General features: G+C 52.5%; 18 protein-coding genes and 2 pseudogenes. 8 read left to right on the top strand and 12 right to left on the bottom strand.

Annotated elements, in window-relative coordinates; translation table 11 throughout:
- Window positions 1-92 precede the first annotated feature (92 nt).
- Complete coding sequence (gene cpxA, locus ACI2I2_RS12695; protein WP_404658227.1) at window positions 93-1,466, bottom strand: envelope stress sensor histidine kinase CpxA; 1,374 nt, start codon at window positions 1,464-1,466, stop codon at window positions 93-95.
- Entirely contained in the window at window positions 1,463-2,161 is a 699-nt protein-coding gene (gene cpxR, locus ACI2I2_RS12690; RefSeq protein ID WP_404658226.1) for an envelope stress response regulator transcription factor CpxR, read from the bottom strand. The genes cpxA and cpxR overlap by 4 nt, the downstream gene beginning before the upstream one ends.
- Window positions 2,162-2,311: 150 nt before the next feature.
- On the opposite strand from cpxR, the gene cpxP reads away from it, so the two are divergent.
- On the top strand, window positions 2,312-2,815 hold the full coding sequence (cpxP, locus tag ACI2I2_RS12685) for a cell-envelope stress modulator CpxP (RefSeq protein WP_404658225.1): 504 nt from the start codon (window positions 2,312-2,314) through the stop codon (window positions 2,813-2,815).
- A 189-nt stretch (window positions 2,816-3,004) separates the two neighbouring features.
- On the opposite strand, the pseudogene ACI2I2_RS12680 reads toward cpxP, so the two are convergent.
- Window positions 3,005-3,548, bottom strand: a pseudogene (locus ACI2I2_RS12680) (tyrosine-type recombinase/integrase); the annotation flags it as partial.
- A gap of 216 nt (window positions 3,549-3,764) precedes the next feature.
- Here ACI2I2_RS12680 and ACI2I2_RS12675 point away from each other — a divergent pair.
- Complete coding sequence (locus ACI2I2_RS12675; protein WP_404658224.1) at window positions 3,765-4,910, top strand: helix-turn-helix domain-containing protein; 1,146 nt, start codon at window positions 3,765-3,767, stop codon at window positions 4,908-4,910.
- Entirely contained in the window at window positions 4,900-5,418 is a 519-nt protein-coding gene (locus ACI2I2_RS12670; RefSeq protein WP_102891996.1) for a PIN domain-containing protein, read from the top strand. The genes ACI2I2_RS12675 and ACI2I2_RS12670 overlap by 11 nt, the downstream gene beginning before the upstream one ends.
- Window positions 5,419-5,476: 58 nt before the next feature.
- Here ACI2I2_RS12670 and ACI2I2_RS12665 read toward each other — a convergent pair.
- Window positions 5,477-5,764 (bottom strand): annotated as a pseudogene (locus ACI2I2_RS12665) (hypothetical protein); the annotation flags it as partial.
- A gap of 264 nt (window positions 5,765-6,028) precedes the next feature.
- On the opposite strand from ACI2I2_RS12665, the gene fieF reads away from it, so the two are divergent.
- The 3 genes from fieF to ACI2I2_RS12650 all read left to right on the top strand — a co-directional run bounded on the left by fieF (window position 6,029) and on the right by ACI2I2_RS12650 (window position 8,766).
- On the top strand, window positions 6,029-6,943 hold the full coding sequence (gene fieF, locus ACI2I2_RS12660) for a CDF family cation-efflux transporter FieF (RefSeq protein ID WP_404658223.1): 915 nt from the start codon (window positions 6,029-6,031) through the stop codon (window positions 6,941-6,943).
- A gap of 176 nt (window positions 6,944-7,119) precedes the next feature.
- Window positions 7,120-8,082 (top strand): 6-phosphofructokinase, encoded by a 963-nt coding sequence (gene pfkA / locus ACI2I2_RS12655; protein WP_404658222.1) that lies wholly within the window; start codon window positions 7,120-7,122, stop codon window positions 8,080-8,082.
- A gap of 180 nt (window positions 8,083-8,262) precedes the next feature.
- Window positions 8,263-8,766: a DUF1993 family protein gene (locus ACI2I2_RS12650; protein WP_404658221.1), complete on the top strand. Its 504-nt coding sequence runs from the start codon at window positions 8,263-8,265 to the stop codon at window positions 8,764-8,766.
- Window positions 8,767-8,827: 61 nt separating this feature from the next.
- On the opposite strand, the gene rraA is transcribed toward ACI2I2_RS12650, so the two are convergent.
- From rraA to priA, 7 genes are all read right to left on the bottom strand, one after another.
- Window positions 8,828-9,313 carry a ribonuclease E activity regulator RraA gene (gene rraA, locus ACI2I2_RS12645; RefSeq protein ID WP_330984236.1) on the bottom strand — a complete coding sequence of 162 codons (486 nt, stop codon included), beginning with the start codon at window positions 9,311-9,313 and terminating at the stop codon, window positions 8,828-8,830.
- A 92-nt stretch (window positions 9,314-9,405) separates the two neighbouring features.
- Entirely contained in the window at window positions 9,406-10,332 is a 927-nt protein-coding gene (gene menA, locus ACI2I2_RS12640; protein WP_404658220.1) for a 1,4-dihydroxy-2-naphthoate polyprenyltransferase, read from the bottom strand.
- A gap of 67 nt (window positions 10,333-10,399) precedes the next feature.
- Complete coding sequence (gene hslU / locus ACI2I2_RS12635; protein ID WP_404658219.1) at window positions 10,400-11,734, bottom strand: HslU--HslV peptidase ATPase subunit; 1,335 nt, start codon at window positions 11,732-11,734, stop codon at window positions 10,400-10,402.
- A 9-nt stretch (window positions 11,735-11,743) separates the two neighbouring features.
- Window positions 11,744-12,274 (bottom strand): ATP-dependent protease subunit HslV, encoded by a 531-nt coding sequence (gene hslV, locus ACI2I2_RS12630; RefSeq protein WP_330984239.1) that lies wholly within the window; start codon window positions 12,272-12,274, stop codon window positions 11,744-11,746.
- Between the two features lie 90 nt (window positions 12,275-12,364).
- Window positions 12,365-13,381, bottom strand: a complete 1,017-nt coding sequence (ftsN, locus tag ACI2I2_RS12625) for a cell division protein FtsN (protein WP_404658218.1) — start codon at window positions 13,379-13,381, stop codon at window positions 12,365-12,367.
- Between the two features lie 93 nt (window positions 13,382-13,474).
- Window positions 13,475-14,503: a DNA-binding transcriptional regulator CytR gene (gene cytR / locus ACI2I2_RS12620; RefSeq protein ID WP_404658217.1), complete on the bottom strand. Its 1,029-nt coding sequence runs from the start codon at window positions 14,501-14,503 to the stop codon at window positions 13,475-13,477.
- Window positions 14,504-14,652: 149 nt separating this feature from the next.
- Complete coding sequence (priA, locus tag ACI2I2_RS12615) at window positions 14,653-16,851, bottom strand: primosomal protein N' (protein ID WP_404658216.1); 2,199 nt, start codon at window positions 16,849-16,851, stop codon at window positions 14,653-14,655.
- 205 nt (window positions 16,852-17,056) lie between these two features.
- Here priA and rpmE point away from each other — a divergent pair, with 205 nt between their 5' ends.
- Window positions 17,057-17,269: a 50S ribosomal protein L31 gene (gene rpmE, locus ACI2I2_RS12610; protein WP_404658215.1), complete on the top strand. Its 213-nt coding sequence runs from the start codon at window positions 17,057-17,059 to the stop codon at window positions 17,267-17,269.
- A 354-nt stretch (window positions 17,270-17,623) separates the two neighbouring features.
- Entirely contained in the window at window positions 17,624-18,304 is a 681-nt protein-coding gene (locus tag ACI2I2_RS12605) for an oligogalacturonate-specific porin KdgM family protein (protein WP_404658214.1), read from the top strand.
- 53 nt (window positions 18,305-18,357) lie between these two features.
- On the opposite strand, the gene metJ is transcribed toward ACI2I2_RS12605, so the two are convergent.
- The gene (metJ, locus tag ACI2I2_RS12600; RefSeq protein WP_007369220.1) at window positions 18,358-18,675 is read right to left on the bottom strand and encodes a met regulon transcriptional regulator MetJ; all 318 of its coding nucleotides are present in this window, start codon (window positions 18,673-18,675) and stop codon (window positions 18,358-18,360) included.
- Window positions 18,676-18,691 lie beyond the last annotated feature (16 nt).

Raw genomic sequence — 18,691 nt, 5'->3', positions numbered from 1 at the left:
CCCCGACCCTCTCCCACGTGGAGAGGGAGAAAACCAGCGCAAATTAAGTCCCCTCTCCCTTTGGGAGAGGGCTAGGGAGAGGGGATACTTCGTCAATCCCGCTTATAAAGCGGCAACCACATCGTTAAACGTAATCCACCCAGCGGGCTGTCGTCTGCTTTCACCCAGCCTCGATGTTGCTGAATGGCGGTTTCGACAATCGCCAGGCCAAGGCCTGTGCCGCCGGACTCGCGATCGCGTGCTTCATCTGTGCGGTAGAACGGACGGAAAATTTGCTCTCTGTCCTCCGGGCTTACGCCTGGGCCGTCATCATCCACGTTGATGGTGATGCCGTCTTTATCGACCGAGAAACTCACGGAAATCTTCGTGTGCGAGTAGCGCAGGGCATTGCGAACGATATTCTCGAACGCACTTTCCAGCGCATTCGGGTTACCGTAGAGCGGCCATGGGCCTGGCGGATAGTCGACGGTGAACGATTTCCCCATCTGTTCCGCTTCAAAAGCCGCGTTGTCCAGCACTTCGCCCCACAGCTGATTCGCCTTCAGCGTTTCACTGACCAGCGCGTTTTTCGCCTGATTGCGTGACATCACCAGCAGGTCGTTGATCATGCTGTCCAGACGGTGTGCTTCTGTTTCAATGCGCTCCAGTTCCTTGCTTTCCCCGGCGCGGCGGCGCAGCAGGGCGGTGCCAAGCTGCAGGCGCGTCAGTGGCGTGCGCAGTTCGTGGGAGATATCGGACAGCAGGCGCTGGTTGGCTGTCATCATTCTTTCCAGCGCGGTCACCATCTGGTTAAAGCTGGAGCCAGCCGCCAGAAATTCCTGTGGCCCGGATTCCAGTTCAGGATGCTGACGCAGGTTACCCTGAGCCACTTCATCGGCGGCGTTTTTCAACTTACGCGCGGGTTTTGCCAGACTCCATGCCAGCCACAGCAACAGCGGCGAGCTGACCAGCATGGTGACAATCAGCAGTAGCAGCGGACGGTCAAACAGCAGGTTGATGAAATCGGATTGTGACGTATTGGCCGGGCGCAGCAGATAGAGCTGATAGTTGTCCTCTCCGTCTCTGACGGAGAAAGGACCAACCATTTCCAGCCGGCCATAACGTTTTTTCTGCGGATGATCGGAGTTATCGGACTGGCCGATAAAGTTACGAATGATCTGCATTTCGTTGCGTTCTGCGCCGATCACGCGGCCTTCGCTGGTGACCAACAGCAGGCGCTGCCCCGGAGGCGCCCATTTGTCGATGGCCCGAAACAGGCGACGCCACCACATCAAATCATTGGGCGGATCGTTCGCCAGTTCAGCCGCGACATGCTGTTCAATCATCAGACCCTGGCGTTGTTCGCTGTCCAGCAGTTCTGTCATCTGGCGCGAATCGAGCTTGGGCAACATCAGTACCAGCATCAGCACCAGTGCCAGGGTTAACCAGAAAATGGCAAAGATGCGAGCGGTCAAACTTCCTATCATGAAGCGGACACCATCAAATAGCCGCGTCCACGTAAGGTTTTAAACCAGGGATGACCGTCTTTACGCTCCGGCAATTTACGACGCAAGTTGGAAATATGCATGTCGATAGCGCGGTCGAACGGCGTTAAGCGTTTACCCAGAACTTCCTGGCTCAGATGTTCACGCGAGACCACCTGGCCGAGATGCTGCGCCAGCAGATAAAGCAGGGTGAACTCGGTACCGGTCAGTTCGAGCGTAGACCCATCGAAGCTCGCTTCCTGACGACCTGGGTTCAGGCTCAGGGAATCAACTTCTAATGTTGGTGAGCTGTTATCGGTGCTCTGCTGCTGCTCGCTCCAGTGGGAACGGCGCAAGATTGCACGAATACGTGCGACCAGCTCGCGATCGTTAAACGGTTTTGGCAGATAGTCGTCCGCGCCCAGCTCAAGGCCGAGTACGCGATCCAATTCGCTGCCGCGTGCGGTCAACATAATGACCGGTGTCTGGTGTGTCTGACGAAGCTCTTTAAGGGTATCAATACCGTTTTTCTTCGGCATCATTACGTCGAGCAAAAGCAGGTCGATGCTGTCATCCAAAAGCGCCAGCGCCTGTTCCCCATCATGGGCAACCAGCACGTTGAAGCCTTCCATGTCGAGCAGCTCCTTTAACAGGGAGGTGAGCTCCCGGTCATCATCAACTAACAGGATTTTATTCATTGATTAAATACCTCCGAGGCAGAAATTACGTCATCAAGGCTCGCTAATCCATGACTTTACGTTGTTTTACACCCCCTGACGCATGTTTGCAGCCTGAATCGTAGACTGTCTCTCGTTGAATCGCGAAACAAAAGTTTTTGGGAGCAAGTGATGCGCAATGTTATCGCTGCCGTCATGGCCTCAACACTGGCGCTAAGTGCGAATAGCCAGGCTGCTGAAGTCGTTACCGGCGTTAACTGGCACCCGAATGATGGGGCGACGCAGAGCACTAGTCAGAGCCATATGTTTGACGGCATAAGTTTAACCGAACATCAGCGCCAACAGATGCGGGATCTTATGCAACAGGCTCGACGCCAGCAGCCTCCTGTTAATGTTAGCGAAATGGAGACAATGCATAAGCTTGTCACCGCAGAAAATTTTGATGAAACCGCTGTCCGCGCTCAGGCAGAAAAAATGGCGCAAGAGCAGGTTGTCCGCCAGGTCGAAATGGCCAGGGTTCGCAACCAGATGTATCGCCTGTTAACACCAGAGCAGCAAGCGGTTTTGAACGAGAAGCACCAGCAGCGAATGGATCAGCTGCGGGAGGTTGCAAGGATGCAGCAAGGCCCAGCGTCATTGTTGTTTAGTAGCAGCAGTACCCGTAGTAACCAGTAACAAACCCTGTTTTCCTTGCCATAGACACCATCCCTGTCTTCCCCCACATGATGTGGGGGTTTTTTTTATCAATAACTTACATACAACTTCAAACTAAAACAGCAACTTACAAGATGTTGGAGCCAGCATGAGCCGTTTTAAATTACTCAGAGTGTGGACGCAATGTGGACACTCTGAGGCAACTCAATCTTAAAGGGATACGCCACCGGCGAGCGGATTTAGTGAGACGGCATTTTGCAGATAGTCTGGCGACAGATGCGCGTAAACCATCGTTTGCTGAATGCTGGCATGTCCTAAAATCTGCTGTAACACGATAATGTTTCCCCCGTTCATCATGAAATGACTCGCGAAGGTATGGCGCAGAATATGTGTTGCCTGGTTGGGTGGTATGTCGGATTTTACTGCTTTCAGGATCAGACAAAATTTTTCATAGTCCACTTTGAACAGCTTCGCGCTTGCCTCCTTTGATTAGCTTTTCAAGTTCGGCAGAGATTGAAACGATGCGCTTCTTCCCATTTTTGGTCTTCAGGAAAGTCACTCGGCAATTGACTGTCTGAGAAGGTTCTAACGTTGCCAATTCAGACTAACGCGCACTGGTGCTGATTCCCAACAGGGCAATCAATCTGGCATCGCCAGCTAATGCATTTAGCAAACTGCTAATCTCTTCCTTTTCCAGAAATGTCATCTCTGGATTTTCCTCAGCCAGTGGTGGTAGTACATGCACTGGATGGCGTCAGGCTTCAAGCAACTTATAAGTAAACTTTTATTTGGTTAATTTATTGATATTAAAGTATGTAATATGGGTTCAAGTAGTTTTTATCGCTTGGTTAGAATTTTATGGAATTAGCACAATATTACCTATGATTTTTGTGACTCTACATCCATAATGTTAGTAATAATTAACCTATATCATTTTAGAAGAGCCACCGTTGTTAAACGAAGGTGACATATGAACATTCAACAGCGTATAGCCGAACGCTTAGTACAAGCCAGAAACGACGCGGGAATGAGCGCAATTACTGTCGCAGATGCGATCGGTGTTGTCCGTCAAACCTACAGTAAGTTTGAGCAGGCACAGGGCGTTCCAAGCGTTACTCAACTCATCATGCTCTGCAAGATTTTCGATAAGCCTATCGGATATTTTTATGATCAAGATGACGGCGAGTTTCGTTTTGCAATGCGAGCAGATAGCCCAGATTTGTTGGACGCTAAACTCCGCAATGAGTTGATTGAAAAGTTGAAAAATATCAACGCAATTGAGGAGGCTGCTGAGGCGAATTTGCCAGAAGATCTTCCTAACTCAATGCCTATCTTCACTGCCAGAGAAGAGGACTTACGAAGGGTAGAAGATAAGGCGATGGAAGAGCGTTTCCGTCTCGGTATCGGTAACGCTACCTGTGTTGGTGACATTGTAGCTATTCTGGAAGCGTCTGATATCCGTGTTATTCCTTTCAATCGCGAGGAAAGTGATAAGGGAATGGTGTTCGGATTTTCTGCGTTTTCGAATAAATACGGCACTGCAATTTACGTAAATGTTCATGGCAGTATTTCAGTAGAGCGCCAAATTTTCAGTATTTGCCATGAATATGCACACCTTATCTTCCATCGTGAAGAGTATGACGGCCCAGCGAAAAGTTATAAAACCAAAGGTAGAACGACTTCACCAGAGGAGAAGGTTGCTAACCACTTTGCCGCTTGTTTCTTGGTGCCAGAAAGCGCATTGAGAAAACAGTTTGTCATGCAGGGTGGTGGCTGGGCGTATGAAGAAACTGTTCTAAGGCTGAAAAGCATATTTAGAGTTTCGGCTACTTGCATCATTGACCGCCTTAGTAAATGCAAGTTAGTTAATCAACAAAACACTAGGTATCTATGGGCAACTGCCAATCGTAAAGGTTGGATGAGGTATGAACCGAACCCCATTAGAGAAGCCCTGAATTACAAAGGCCGTTTAACCGTATTGTCACGTAAAGCATGGGAAGCCGGTTCCGCGTCGGAAACCTTCATATCTGAACTCTTAGAACTGGATAGAAAAGCTCTCAGTAGTCTTCTGGATGAATGGTACGACGAACAGGAGGCCGGAGAGGATGCCGTTTGAATGTCCCAGATGTGTTATCGACACGAATGTGTTATCTGACTTTTACGAAGGTGGATGTTTAGGGCTTATCTGGCAAGTTTATCCGGGAGGAGTGTGGATAGATCCCTATGTATGTGAGGAGCTAAAAGCTAAATACAATCTGGATGTCCAAGAGGAGCTTGCAAGGCTTCAGCTTCCATATAATTTCACTAATGACTATGAACCTGAGCATTATGTTGAAATGGCTGAGATTAAGACTCGTAGGCGGGCGCTGAAGTATGCGGACATAAGCTGTGTTGTTAATGCGAGAATACATGAAGCAACATGCCTTTCGGCGGATAATGCGGTTTACAAAACATGTGGTGAACGCGGTGTAAAAGCGGCACGACATGGCGGGCTTCTTCAAGAAGCAGTTCGCCGAGGGCTTCTCAATAAGCAACAAGCCTTAACGCATTTTCAATTTTTCCTTGAGCGTGGGCTGACTATGAAGCCTTCTATTCGAGAACAAATCCTCGCAAGTTTTGCATAAAAAACCGCTTCATTGAGATATTAAATTGAGCCGCAACTGCGGTTCTTTTTTTGCTTATTCACATCAAATCGCAATGCACAATGATGCGCAAAATCGCACAATAAAAGCAGCCCTTTTTTTGATGGATCACCTCCTCCCCTAGCCAGTCGTTTACATGCTTCAGCGCTTCCATTTCGGGCATCAGTTCATTGATAGCGAACACGCGCGCGGCCTTCTCTACGTCATCAAATGAACCATTACCATCTGGCATGGCCCCCATCAGTTGCGGTGGCACGCGGTGCGCTGCCAGAATGTCATCGCGGGTGACAGATTTGATATTAAGAAACTTATCCTTTGCGGAGACCCTCCGAATTGAGGCGGGTATTATTGTCGATGGTGCTCAAAAACCAAACAGCCAAGCGCGGTGCGCCTGGCTGCTTCTTTGTCGAAGTGTAGTCAAAATGTAGACGAAAATTAGAATAAATCCTTTTATTTCAGTTTGTTACGTGCGGAATACCTTCACCATCCCTGTCTTCCCCCACATGATGTGGGGGTTTTTTTGCCTGTTATTCACGCCACTGACTCACATCACATTCCGCTATACTACCCGCAAGAGATTGCAGGAGTGTTTATGAATCAAACCTATGGCCGATTAGTCAGCCGTGCGGCACTGGCCGCCACTGTCATGGCATCGGTGTTACTTTTGATTAAAATTTTTGCGTGGTGGTACACCGGTTCCGTCAGTATTCTGGCGGCGTTGGTCGACTCCCTGGTGGATATCGCCGCGTCGTTAACGAACCTGCTGGTGGTGCGCTATTCGCTGCAACCCGCAGATGAAGAACATACGTTTGGGCATGGCAAAGCGGAATCACTGGCGGCGCTGGCGCAGAGCATGTTTATTTCCGGCTCGGCGCTGTTCCTGTTTTTAACCGGCATCCAGCACCTGGTGACGCCAGAACCGATGCGCGATCCGGGCGTGGGGATGGTGGTGACCGTTATCGCGCTGATTAGCACCATGATCCTCGTCACCTTCCAGCGTTGGGTTGTGCGCAAGACGCAAAGCCAGGCGGTGCGCGCTGATATGCTTCATTATCAGTCTGATGTTATGATGAACGGGGCCATTCTGATTGCGCTGGCGCTGGCATGGTACGGCTGGCATCGCGCGGATGCATTGTTTGCATTGGGGATTGGCATCTATATTTTATACAGTGCATTGCGCATGGGGTATGAGGCGGTTCAGTCACTGCTGGACAGAGCACTGCCCGATGAAGAACGACAAGAAATCATTAACATCGTGAGCGCCTGGCCAGGTGTGAGCGGTGCGCATGACCTTCGAACGCGGCAGTCAGGGCCGACCCGCTTTATTCAGATTCATTTAGAAATGGAAGATAACCTGCCGTTGTTTCAGGCGCACTTAGTGGCTGAACAGGTTGAGCAGGCTCTATTGTTACGCTTTCCGGGTTCGGATGTGATTATTCATCAGGACCCGTGCTCGGTTGTTCCGGCAGGACGACAGGGCTTTTTGGACTTTCGTAATTCGTTGTAAAAATGTGGGTCGGATCGGCATTTTTTGTCTAAATTACCGCCATTTGGCCTGACCTGAATCAATTCAGCACGAAGCGCCTGATATACTATCTCTCATAGAGTCGATCTTCTCCCTGTATGAGGGAGGCGCTTCGGGCAACAGAATTATTTTTAGCATTCCTAAGTTCAGAGGTAGTCATGATTAAGAAAATCGGTGTGTTGACAAGCGGCGGTGATGCGCCGGGCATGAACGCAGCAATCCGTGGTGTGGTTCGTGCCGCGCTGTCGGAAGGTCTGGAAGTCATGGGTATTTACGATGGCTACCTCGGTCTGTATGAAGACAGGATGGTTCAGCTTGACCGTTACAGCGTGTCCGACATGATCAACCGCGGCGGTACCTTCCTGGGTTCTGCGCGTTTCCCGGAATTCCGCGAAGAACACATTCGTGCTGTGGCTATCGAGAACATGAAAAAACGCGGTCTCGACGCACTGGTGGTTATCGGCGGTGACGGCTCCTACATGGGTGCAAAACGCCTGACCGAAATGGGCTTCCCTTGCGTGGGTCTGCCGGGCACCATTGATAACGACATCAAAGGCACCGACTACACCATCGGTTACTTCACCGCGCTGGGCACAGTGGTTGAAGCGATTGACCGTCTGCGCGATACCTCTTCTTCGCACCAGCGTATCTCCATCGTTGAAGTGATGGGCCGTTACTGCGGCGACCTGACCCTGGCGGCAGCCATCGCTGGCGGCTGTGAGTTTGTGGTTGTGCCAGAAGTCGAATTCAGCCGTGAAGATCTGGTGGCTGAAATCAAAGCGGGTATCGCTAAAGGTAAAAAACACGCCATCGTGGCGATCACTGAGCACATGTGCGACGTCGACGAGCTGGCAAAATTCATTGAAACCGAAACCAAGCGCGAAACCCGTGCGACCGTTCTGGGTCACATTCAGCGCGGTGGTTCCCCGGTTCCTTACGACCGCATCCTGGCGTCCCGTATGGGCGCTTATGCGATTGAAGTGCTGCTGGCGGGCTTCGGTGGCCGTTGTGTCGGGATCCAGAACGAGAAACTGGTTCACCACGACATTATCGACGCCATTGAAAACATGAAGCGTCCATTCAAAACCGACCTGCTGGATTGCGCCAAAAAGCTGTACTAAGCGCAGCCGGTAAAAGGTGATGACAATCCGTAATCCTTCGGGGTTACGGATTTTTTTGTTTCTGCATCACAGTTACCGCGCACATTCCGCCCTATGCTTTGACGTTGCCTGAGGTTACTCTCAGTGTGTTTTCGACAACAATAATCCGATACTCGTTTGATATCATTTAGGAAACTGACAATGTCACTGTATAGCGAAACCAAAGCGCAGTTTATTCACGGGCTGGTAAGCCTGGATGCCGTTCTGGCGAAAAGTGCCGAGTGGGCAAAAGAGCAGGGCATTCAGGAAACCGAATTGCTGGAAGCAAAACTGGCTGACGATATGTTCCCGCTGAAACGCCAGGTGCAGGTTACCTGCGATATGGCGAAGCGCGCGATTGCCCGTCTGGCGGACGTTGAAGCGCCGGTGAATGAAGATAATGAAAGCACTTTCGCGCAGCTACAGGAACGTATTGCCGCCACCGTGGCTTTCCTGAAAAGTGTTGATGATACAAAACTGGCTGGCGATGATGCGCGCCCGATTATGGTTCAGGCTCGTGAGCATCAACTGCATTTCACCGCCAGCAGCTACGTGTTCCAGTTCGCGGTGCCGAATTTCTATTTCCACAGCACCACCGCTTACGGCATTTTGCGTCAGGCTGGAGTGCCGCTAGGTAAGCGCGATTTCCTCGGCAAAATTCAGTAAGACGACTGAAACGAAAAAGCCTTCTCACTGAGAAGGCTTTTTTATGCCGAACGCGTCGGGATTACTCAATATCGAGTGCGTCTTCCGACAGGATGATGCCCGTGTTGTCGGCATACAGGTGATCGCCGGAGAAGAACGTCACGCCGCCGAAATTGACACGTACGTCGCTTTCGCCAATGCCTTCTCCCGCTGCACCAACCGGAATTGCCGCCATCGCCTGAATGCCGATATCCAGCTCTTCTAAGTCATCCACCTGACGGACGGCACCATACACCACAATGCCTTCCCACTCGTTTTGCACCGCGAGTTTTGCCAGGTCGGCATCAATCAGTGCGCGGCGTACGGAGCCACCCCCATCCACGAGCAGGATGCGGCCACGACCGTTCTGTTCGAGCATATCGTACAGCAACCCGTTATCCTCGAAACATTTCACCGTGATAATTTGTCCACCAAACGACGACCGTCCCCCGAAGTTGGAGAACAGCGGTTCAACGACATTGACATCTTCTTGATAGATGTCGCAAAGCTCGGATGTATCGTATTTCATGGGTTTAACGCTCAGTTGCTGCGAGTTTTTTCAGTATATCGTGCGAATCGCACTGTTGGCAAAATCATCAATTGTTAATTGATATTTGTCAGTTAAGCGAAAGCGCGGCTCAGGACAATGCCAACCACAAACAAAAGGTTAGTCAGCAGAGCGCCTTTTACGGTGCGTTCCAGCATTGGGCGCATATCCACCGGGTCGTGATGCGTCAGGACAAATCGCGCCTGTTTGACCAGCAACGGTGCGGCCAGAATAAACAACCAACCCCACAAACTGTGCAGAGCCAGCAGGTTAAACAGTGCCAGGCATAGCAGCGCGCCCATCAGCAGGCAGGTGTGATAGCGACGGGCAGTGACTGGCCCAAGGCGTACCGCGAGCGTGTTCTTGCCGTTCTCGCGGTCACTGTTGATGTCGCGCAGGTTATTGATGTTCAACACTGCCGTCGCCAGCAATCCGCAGGCGGTGGCAGGCAAGAAGGTCACCGCTTCCAGCGTATGAGCCTGTAGATACCAGCTCCCCATCACGCTCAGCCAGCCGAAGAAAATCAGCACCGAGATATCGCCCAGGCCGATGTAGCCGTAAGGACGTGTGCCCACGGTGTAGGTAATGGCCGCAATGATGGAGACCGCCCCCAGCACCATAAAGCCGATAAAATCCTGCATCGTCTGATAGGAGGCCATCAGCAGTGCGATACCCGAGACACAAATCAGCAGCACGGTCACGATCAGCGCGCGCTTCATTTGCTCCTGTGTAATCACCCCTTTCTGCATGCCGCGCAGTGGCCCAATGCGGTCAGGCTTATCGCTGCCTTTCACGGCATCGCCGTAGTCATTCGCCAGATTGGAGAGAATTTGCAATAAACCCGCCGTCACCAGCGCTAACAGCGCCACGAGAGGATTGAAGTGCCCTTGCCACCAGGCAAGCGCGGTTCCGACGACAATGGCGGCAAAGGCCAGAGGTAACGTTTTCGGGCGCAGGCTTTCCAGCCAGGCCTGGGTACGACTCAGTGATTGTTCAGTCATTGTTCCAGCCAATAAAAATGGGGGCCAAGAGCCCCCATCAACAGTGATGAAAATGCAATTACCGGGATTATAGGATAAAACGGCTCAGATCTTCATCTGCCACCAACGCATCGAGATGTTTACTCACATACTCCGCATCAATGGTAAAGGACTCACCCTGACGTTCACTGGCGTCGTAGGAGATGTCTTCCATCAGGCGCTCAAGCACGGTGTGCAGGCGGCGCGCACCGATATTTTCGGTGGATTCGTTAACCTGCCAGGCGGCTTGTGCAATACGTTTAATACCACTTTCGGTGAACTCAATCGTTACCCCTTCAGTGGCCATCAGCGCTTTGTACTGTACGGTCACAGAGGCGTTCGGTTCGGTCAGAATACGTTCAAAGTCTTCGGTGGTGAGCGCTTTCAGCTCAACGCGAATCGGCAGACGACCCTGCAGTTCCGGGATCAGATCTGACGGGCTGGCAACCTGGAAGGCACCAGAAGCGATAAACAGAATGTGGTCGGTTTTGACCATCCCGTGCTTAGTGGAAACGGTGCAGCCTTCCACTAACGGCAGCAGGTCGCGCTGAACACCTTCGCGTGACACGTCCGGGCCGGAGGAGTTACCGCCGCGCTTACAGATTTTGTCGATTTCGTCGATGAACACGATGCCGTGCTGCTCAACGGCGTCGATGGCATCCTGCTTCAGCTCTTCCGGGTTCACCAGCTTCGCCGCTTCTTCTTCAATCAGCAGCTTCATCGCGTCTTTGATTTTCAGCTTACGCGGTTTCTGTTTCTGGCCGCCAAGGTTCTGGAACATGGACTGCAGCTGGCTGGTCATCTCTTCCATACCAGGAGGTGCCATGATTTCAACGCCCATCGGTGCCGCCGCAAGATCGATTTCGATCTCTTTGTCGTCCAGTTGGCCTTCACGCAGTTTTTTGCGGAATGCCTGACGAGCAGCAGACGGCTCCTGCGGCTGTTCAGCCTGGCCCCAGTTGTTTTTCGCTGGAGGGATAAGCACATCGAGAATGCGCTCTTCCGCCATCTCTTCCGCACGATAGCGGTTCTTGTCGATGGACTGCATGCGCACCATTTTCACGGCGGCATCGGTCAGGTCGCGGATAATGGAATCCACTTCTTTACCGACGTAGCCCACTTCAGTGAACTTGGTGGCTTCCACTTTGATAAACGGCGCGTTGGCGAGTTTGGCCAGACGACGGGCGATTTCGGTTTTACCGACACCGGTTGGGCCAATCATCAGAATGTTTTTCGGGGTGACTTCGTGACGCAGCTCTTCGTCGAGCTGCATGCGGCGCCAGCGGTTACGCAGGGCGATAGCCACAGAACGCTTGGCGGCGTCCTGGCCGATAATGTGTTTGTCGAGTTCGCTGACAATCTCGCGTGGGGTCATTTCAGACATGGGAGATCCTTACGCTTTAGAAGGTAATTCTTCGATGGTGTGGAAGTGGTTGGTGTAGATGCAGATGTCGCCTGCAATATCCAACGCTTTCTCCGCGATTTCGCGGGCACCGAGGTCACTGTTTTCCAGCAGCGCCCGGGCAGCAGCCTGCGCATAAGGGCCACCGGAACCAATGGCAATCAAATCATTTTCGGGCTGCACCACGTCACCGTTACCGGTGATGATGAGTGAGGCATTTTCATCGGCGACGGCCAGCAGCGCTTCGAGTTTGCGCAGCATACGGTCGGTACGCCAGTCTTTGGCGAGCTCCACAGCGGCTTTCACCAGATGGCCCTGGTGCATTTCAAGCTTACGCTCGAACAGTTCGAACAGCGTGAAGGCATCGGCGGTACCGCCCGCAAAGCCGGCGATCACTTTATCGTTATACAAACGGCGGACTTTTTTCACGTTGCCTTTCATCACGGTGTTGCCAAGCGTTGCCTGACCATCACCGGCAATAACGACATGACCGTTACGGCGAACACTAACTATTGTTGTCACGAGCGGACCCCCTGGGTGTAAAGCAGAATACAGGCCCCGCACGCTATGCGGGGCAGATTGCAATTATAGATGGGGGGGATTTTGGGGGTTTCAACCCCCGGAGGCGAGACGAATGCAGTTTGAGTGGCCGGCAACCTTCAGGCGCGAGATGGTGCCATCGGCATTCTCTTTGCCTTTCACCGGGCCAATGACCACGCGATTCCAGCCATTATTGGTGGTGATGTGGGAATCGAAACCTTCAAAGGCGAGCTGGGCACGCACGGTTTCGGCCTGATCGGCACCTTTAAAGGAACCGCACTGAATCATCCAACGACGATCGTCTTTTTTCTCGGCTGTCTGTTTAGCAGGTTCTGGTTCACGCGTGACTGGGGCAGCCTGCTGAGTTTTTGGCTGGCTGGCAGCCGTGTGCGCTGGCGTCTGCAACAAATCCTGATAGGGCTGCTGAGCGCTCTGCTTTGGCGGCGCCTGATGTTGCTGAGCAGGTTGGCTCTGAGTGGTACGAGCCTGCTGTGGCGCTTGATAAGGCTGTTCGCTCACACGCGGTTGCGTGCGCGGAGCCTGTACTGGCTGAGACTGCGACCACTGTTGTTGCTGAACTTGCTGCTGCTGAGCTTGCTGTTGCGCCAGACGCTGGCGTTGCAGCGTTTGCTGACGCTGGGCTGGTGTCTGCTCGTTCCACGGCACTTCCGTCAGCTGCGTTGGCTGCTGGCGCATATCGGCCTGCATTTGTGCCAGCAACTGGCGCTGTTCGTCGGTAAGCTGATTCGCGTTCTGCACTTCGCCACCCGCAGACGGCTCAGTGGGCGCACGTACGCCAGGCTGGCGACTTTCCAGCTCTTTGATGTAACGCCAGCGTTCCTCAGGCTTCGGCGGCAGGCCATTGCCTGTCACCTGACGACCCGTGAGAGCCTCAGCTTCTTCTTTCTTGTGATGGGTAATAAAGTACAGACCGCCAATAAAGGCGACCAGCACAGCCGCAGCAATAGCGACCATCGCTGGTGAAACAGCAGGAAAGCTACTTTGCTTCTTCCGTGAGTTCCTTGAAGGACTCTTTTTGCGCCGCGAAGGAGCCGGTTGGCTGCGGCGTACATAATCTCGTTGTGCCACTATCGTTTCGCTGTATTTATTCGTTCGTCAGTCCGCCATGTTACTTAAGCGACGGGGCTTTGACCAGAAGCGAGAGTCCGAAAGCCGTTTAGTTTAAGGCCTATTTTTAGCAGTACTACCGCGAAGGACCAGTTCACAGTCGAGTAAGCGTGAGCCGCTACTCACATTCTGACCGCTCAGTTGATCGAGCAACAGCAGCATGGCTTCACGGCCGATTTCAAAGCGAGGCTGTGAAACGGTGGTCAGTGGTGGGTCGCAAAACTCGGCTAAAGAGATGTTATCAAAGCCAATTATCGATAAATCCTCAGGGATTTTCAGGCCGCGGCGTTTTGCGAGAGACATTGCGCCAAGCGCCATAATATCGCTGTGGCAGAAAATCGCTGTTGGCGGTTGGGGCAGATCCAGGAGTTGTTCCAGCGCATTGGCCCCGGCTTCGTACGTAAAGTTGCCGCGCGCAATGTAATGCGGATCAACGGTAATTCCACTGCGGCGCAGGGCCTGGACGTAGCCTTGCAGACGGTAGTGGCACAGCGGCATCTCTTCCGGCCCGGCAATACAGCCAATGCGCTCATGGCCCAGCTCATGCAGATAATTTACGGCATTAAACGAGGCGGTAAGGTTGTCGATGTGGACCGTCGGCAGTTCCAGCTCTGGCGCAAATTCATTGGCCATCACCATCGGTGGCAGATTCCGTTGCTCTTCGATGCTGGCGTCAAACGGCAGGCGGGAGCCCAGCAGCAGCATGCCGTCGATTTGTTTGGTGATAATGAGGTCAATAAAGGTCTTTTCTTGCTGATTCTGGTGCGCACAGTCACCAATCAACACCAGATAGCCTTGCCCGGCCGCCGTGATTTCGATGCCACGGATAATCTCACTAAAGAAAGGATCGCAGATGTCCGGCACTATCACCAGAATGGTTCTCGACTCGTTGCGCTTCATGTTGCGCCCCAGAGCCTGAGGAAGATAACCCACTTCCAGCGCCGCCTGTTCCACTTTGTTACGCGTCGCCTGGGAGACTTTATCGGGGTTCATCAATGCCCGGGAAACGGTTGCCGTAGAGACATTCGCTTTCTGAGCCACATCCTTCATGGTTGCCGCAACAACCTCTTTATTGGACTTCACCTGGGTTCTCCTCGCTGACGGGGGCAGAGACTTCCGCTGTCTCTGACAACAACCTCTTTTTTATCAGAGAGTCAGTCAGGGGAGTTACAGAAATTTCATGAAAATTGTGACCGAAGTTGAATTTTTCGATCTCCCTCGCAGCGCCAGGGCTAACCTTCAATCGGATCGACGTCCAGCACCCATTTCACTTTTCGTGAGGCGGGCAGGGTATTGATGAGCGCCATGGCGCCGCTAACAATGTGCTGCAAACGCAGGCGTGATGGGTGTTGCAGCACGATTTGCCAGCGCCAGCGTCCGCCACGTTTTGGTGCCAGTGCAGGCACCGGGCCGAGTAACCAGAGCTTATCGTCCGTCAATGGGCTGGCCTGAATCAGGTTTCGCAACTGCTGTAAAAACAGCGGTGCATCCTGATTATTGTGATCTTCCGCGCGAATCAGCACATGGCTGGTCCATGGCGGCAATTGCAGTGTCTGGCGTTCTGCCAAAGCCTGTTGGGCAAAGGCGTCATAGCCCTGGTGAAGCAACGTTTGCAGCAGAGGATGCTCAGGATGGTGAGTCTGCAAAATGACTTCACCTTGCTTACCTGCCCGACCCGCACGGCCAGACACCTGCGTGTAAAGCTGGGCAAAGCGCTCGGCGGAGCGGAAATCCGCAGAGAACAGCGCCCCGTCCACATCCAGCAGCGCGACCAGGGTGACATCCGGGAAATGGTGGCCTTTGGCCAGCATCTGGGTGCCAATTAAAATTCTTGCGCCACCCCGATGCACTTCGGCCAGATACTGTTCCAGCGCACCTTTGCGACTGGTGGTATCGCGGTCGATTCGTGAAATGGGTACGTCCGGAAACAGCGGTGAAAGCGCTTCTTCGAGCTGCTCTGTGCCTAATCCCACCGGCACCAGATGCGTTGAGCCGCAGGATGGACACTGGCGCGGAATAGGGCGCTGGCTGTCACAGTGGTGGCAGCGCAAATGGCGATGTGTCTGGTGAAGGGTGTAATAGCTGTCGCAGCGTGGACATTCGGCAATCCAGCCACATTCATGGCACAGCAGGGCAGGTGCATAACCGCGACGGTTCAGAAACAGAATGACCTGGTTGTCTGCCTGTAAATGCTGACGCATCCTGCCGATAAGCGCAGGCGACAAACCCGCCTGAAGCTGTTGGCTTTTTAAATCCAGCACATGCTGATTGGCCGGACGGGCGTTACCCGCGCGTTTGGTCAGTTTGAGCTGATGGTATTTACCCTGACGAACGTTATGCAGTGTTTCCAGCGCCGGTGTTGCGGAGCCCAGAATAATGGGGATTTGCTCGTTATGCGCACGCCACACCGCCAGGTCGCGGGCATGGTAGCGCCAGCCTTCCTGCTGCTTGTAGGAACTGTCATGTTCTTCGTCGATAACGATCACGCCGAGATTGTTGAACGGTGTAAATAAGGAAGAACGTGTGCCAATCACAATCGCCGCTTCGCCGTTTTTGGCCTTCAGCCATACAGCGAGCCGCTCGCTGTCGTTCAGTGCGGAGTGCAGCACTTCGACTGGAGCAGTAAAGCGTTCGCGAAAACGGGCGATGGTCTGTGGCGTCAGGCCGATTTCCGGCACCATCACCAGCGCCTGTTTGCCTTGCGCCAGCACGTTTTCCAGAACGCTCAGATAAACTTCAGTTTTACCCGAGCCGGTCACGCCCGCCAGCAGCCAGGCAGAGAAGCTGCCCGAAGCGCTATGTATTGCGCCCACGGCGGTGGCCTGTTCCGTGTTCAGGCGAAGGCGTTCGCCCGTCACGGCATAACCGTCTCGCCAGTCGGTTATGATCGGCGCGGCGCTGGCCAGTTCGCAGTAGCCTTTTTTGCGCAGGCCTTGCAGCGCGGCGTCGTTGAATTCAAGTTCAGCAACCTGATGACGCCAGATTTTGCCCTGGCGCAGCGCGGCGAGCGCCTGCTGCTGCTTAGCCGATCTTTTTAAGGTACTGATATCAACAGCCTGGCCTTGCTCAGTGGCAAACCAGTACCAGAGCGGCGTCGCGCTGGCGGGTTTCCCCTGACGCAGCAAGATAGGCAAGGCATGAAATAACACATCGCCAACAGGATGATGGTAATAGTCTGCGGCCCACAGCAACATGCGCCAGACGGTCGGCGTGTACACCGGCTCAACGTCCAGCACTTCAATGACACTTTTCAGCTCATTCAGCGGCAGTTCGCTTACGTCGCTGACGGAGACCACAATGCCGACGCGTTCCTGTTGTTTCCCAAACGGCACGCGAACGCGACACCCGGCTTTGGCACTGATGCCGTCGGGCAACAGATAGTCAAAGGTGCGGGGAAGCGGAACGGGCAGGGCAACGTGTGCGACGGGCATCAGCTCTTCCTGACTTGAAAAAGGGTGGGATAGTATACACATTGTTACTCAGGGAGCGCGGATCAGATTGCAACCCGTGGTCAAATTCTGTATGATTCGCGGCCTTTGATGCGCTTTATGCGGTATCAAAAACTATACTATCAACATCGCGTGGTGTCTGGCGTTAGGGCTGGAAGAGCGACGCGGCCTTAACTGAGGTTCTCCCATGAAAAAAGATATTCACCCGAAATACGAAGAAATTACTGCAAACTGCTCTTGCGGTAATGTGATCAAAATCCGCTCTACCGCGGGTCACGATCTGAACCTGGACGTGTGCGGCAAATGCCACCCGTTCTACACTGGCAAGCAGCGTGACGTTGCTACCGGTGGCCGTGTTGACCGCTTCAACAAGCGTTTCAGCATCCCAGGCGCAAAATAAGTTATCTTGTTGCCAGAAAAAACCGCCTGCGGGCGGTTTTTTTGTGTCCGCAATACGATTATCGGTTCCTGTTACTTCTTTATTAAAACATCAATATATTCTCAGAGATAAATTCAGGCTCCTCATCTACAGTATTATCCCCGTTGCGATAACGATCCTTAACACCTTTTCTATTTTGCCAGTTCTGCTTTTTTAACGGCAGAATTTAAAAGGTTTGCATTATCCCAAAAAAATAAAGTTCGACGTGAGTGACACCGTTTTTACATTCAGTGTCTTTCCATCTCGCGGGTAGTCCTTTTCCGGACATGGATTGCGACGCAATGGTTTTTTGAAGCCGTTCTCTGAGGGAATATAATGAAATTTACGCGCGCTTTATTACTGGTTCCGCTAATATCCTGTGCCGCTCAGGCGGGTTATGTTGATTATCGACATGAATATTACGACGACGGACGTAACTATGATCGTGTGTACATGTCACACCGTTTTGGCACGGGCTTTGGTGTAGCGGTGGAAGCTGTCTCGCGTTCTGATAATGCGCAATCTAATGATGCGCTTAATAATATGGAAGCGAACAGTAACGAATACACGGCAAGCTATCAATTTACCTGGCAAGGATTTATCTGGCAGCCGGGTGTTGCCGTGGAAATGGGCGATGATATGGCAATATATAAACCGTATCTTCGCGTGCAATACAATATTAATGACAACTGGTGGACTGCTTTCCGTTACCGCACAGAATATACGCGCCGTAATGCTGATGGAAAAGATGACCGCACGGTGTATCGCCCTGAGGCATGGTTGGGTTATAACATCAATAACTGGATGTTTGAACTTAATGGCATTTATAAGTTTGCCGATAACGAGGACCTGTACAACAACAAAAAAGAAGACTACGAATATAATTTCCGCGTCGCCTATAACATTGATTCGTGGGTGCCGTTTGTTGAAGTCGGTAATGTATCATCAGGCTATAACACCACCACCACTGACGATCGTCAGACGAGATACCGTGTTGGGTTGGGGTATAACTTCTAAGAAAGTATCCCGCTGAGTACGCTCAGCGGGACTGAACAGCAGAGCTCGTCGGCTTAGTATTCCCACGTATCCGGGTCGATACCCAGCTCACGCATGATCACTTTCGCCTCTTCCGGAATTTCGTCACTACGCTCTTTACGCAGATCTTCATCGTTCGGCAGTGGCTGGCCGGTGAAGGCATGCAGAAACGCTTCGCACAGCAGTTCGCTGTTGGTGGCGTGGCGCAGGTTGTTCACCTGGCGACGGGTACGTTCGTCGGTGAGGATCTTCAGCACCTTCAGGGGAATGGACACCGTAATTTTTTTGACTTGTTCACTCTTCTTACCGTGCTCAGCGTAGGGGCTGATATATTCGCCGCTCCATTCAGCCATGAGATACCTTTCCTCT

The organism is Scandinavium sp. NPDC088450, assembly GCF_044900545.1.
Lineage (GTDB): Bacteria > Pseudomonadota > Gammaproteobacteria > Enterobacterales > Enterobacteriaceae > Scandinavium.
The sequence above is the reverse complement of the archived record's forward strand: the minus strand, read 5'-3'. Positions and strand labels throughout refer to the sequence as shown.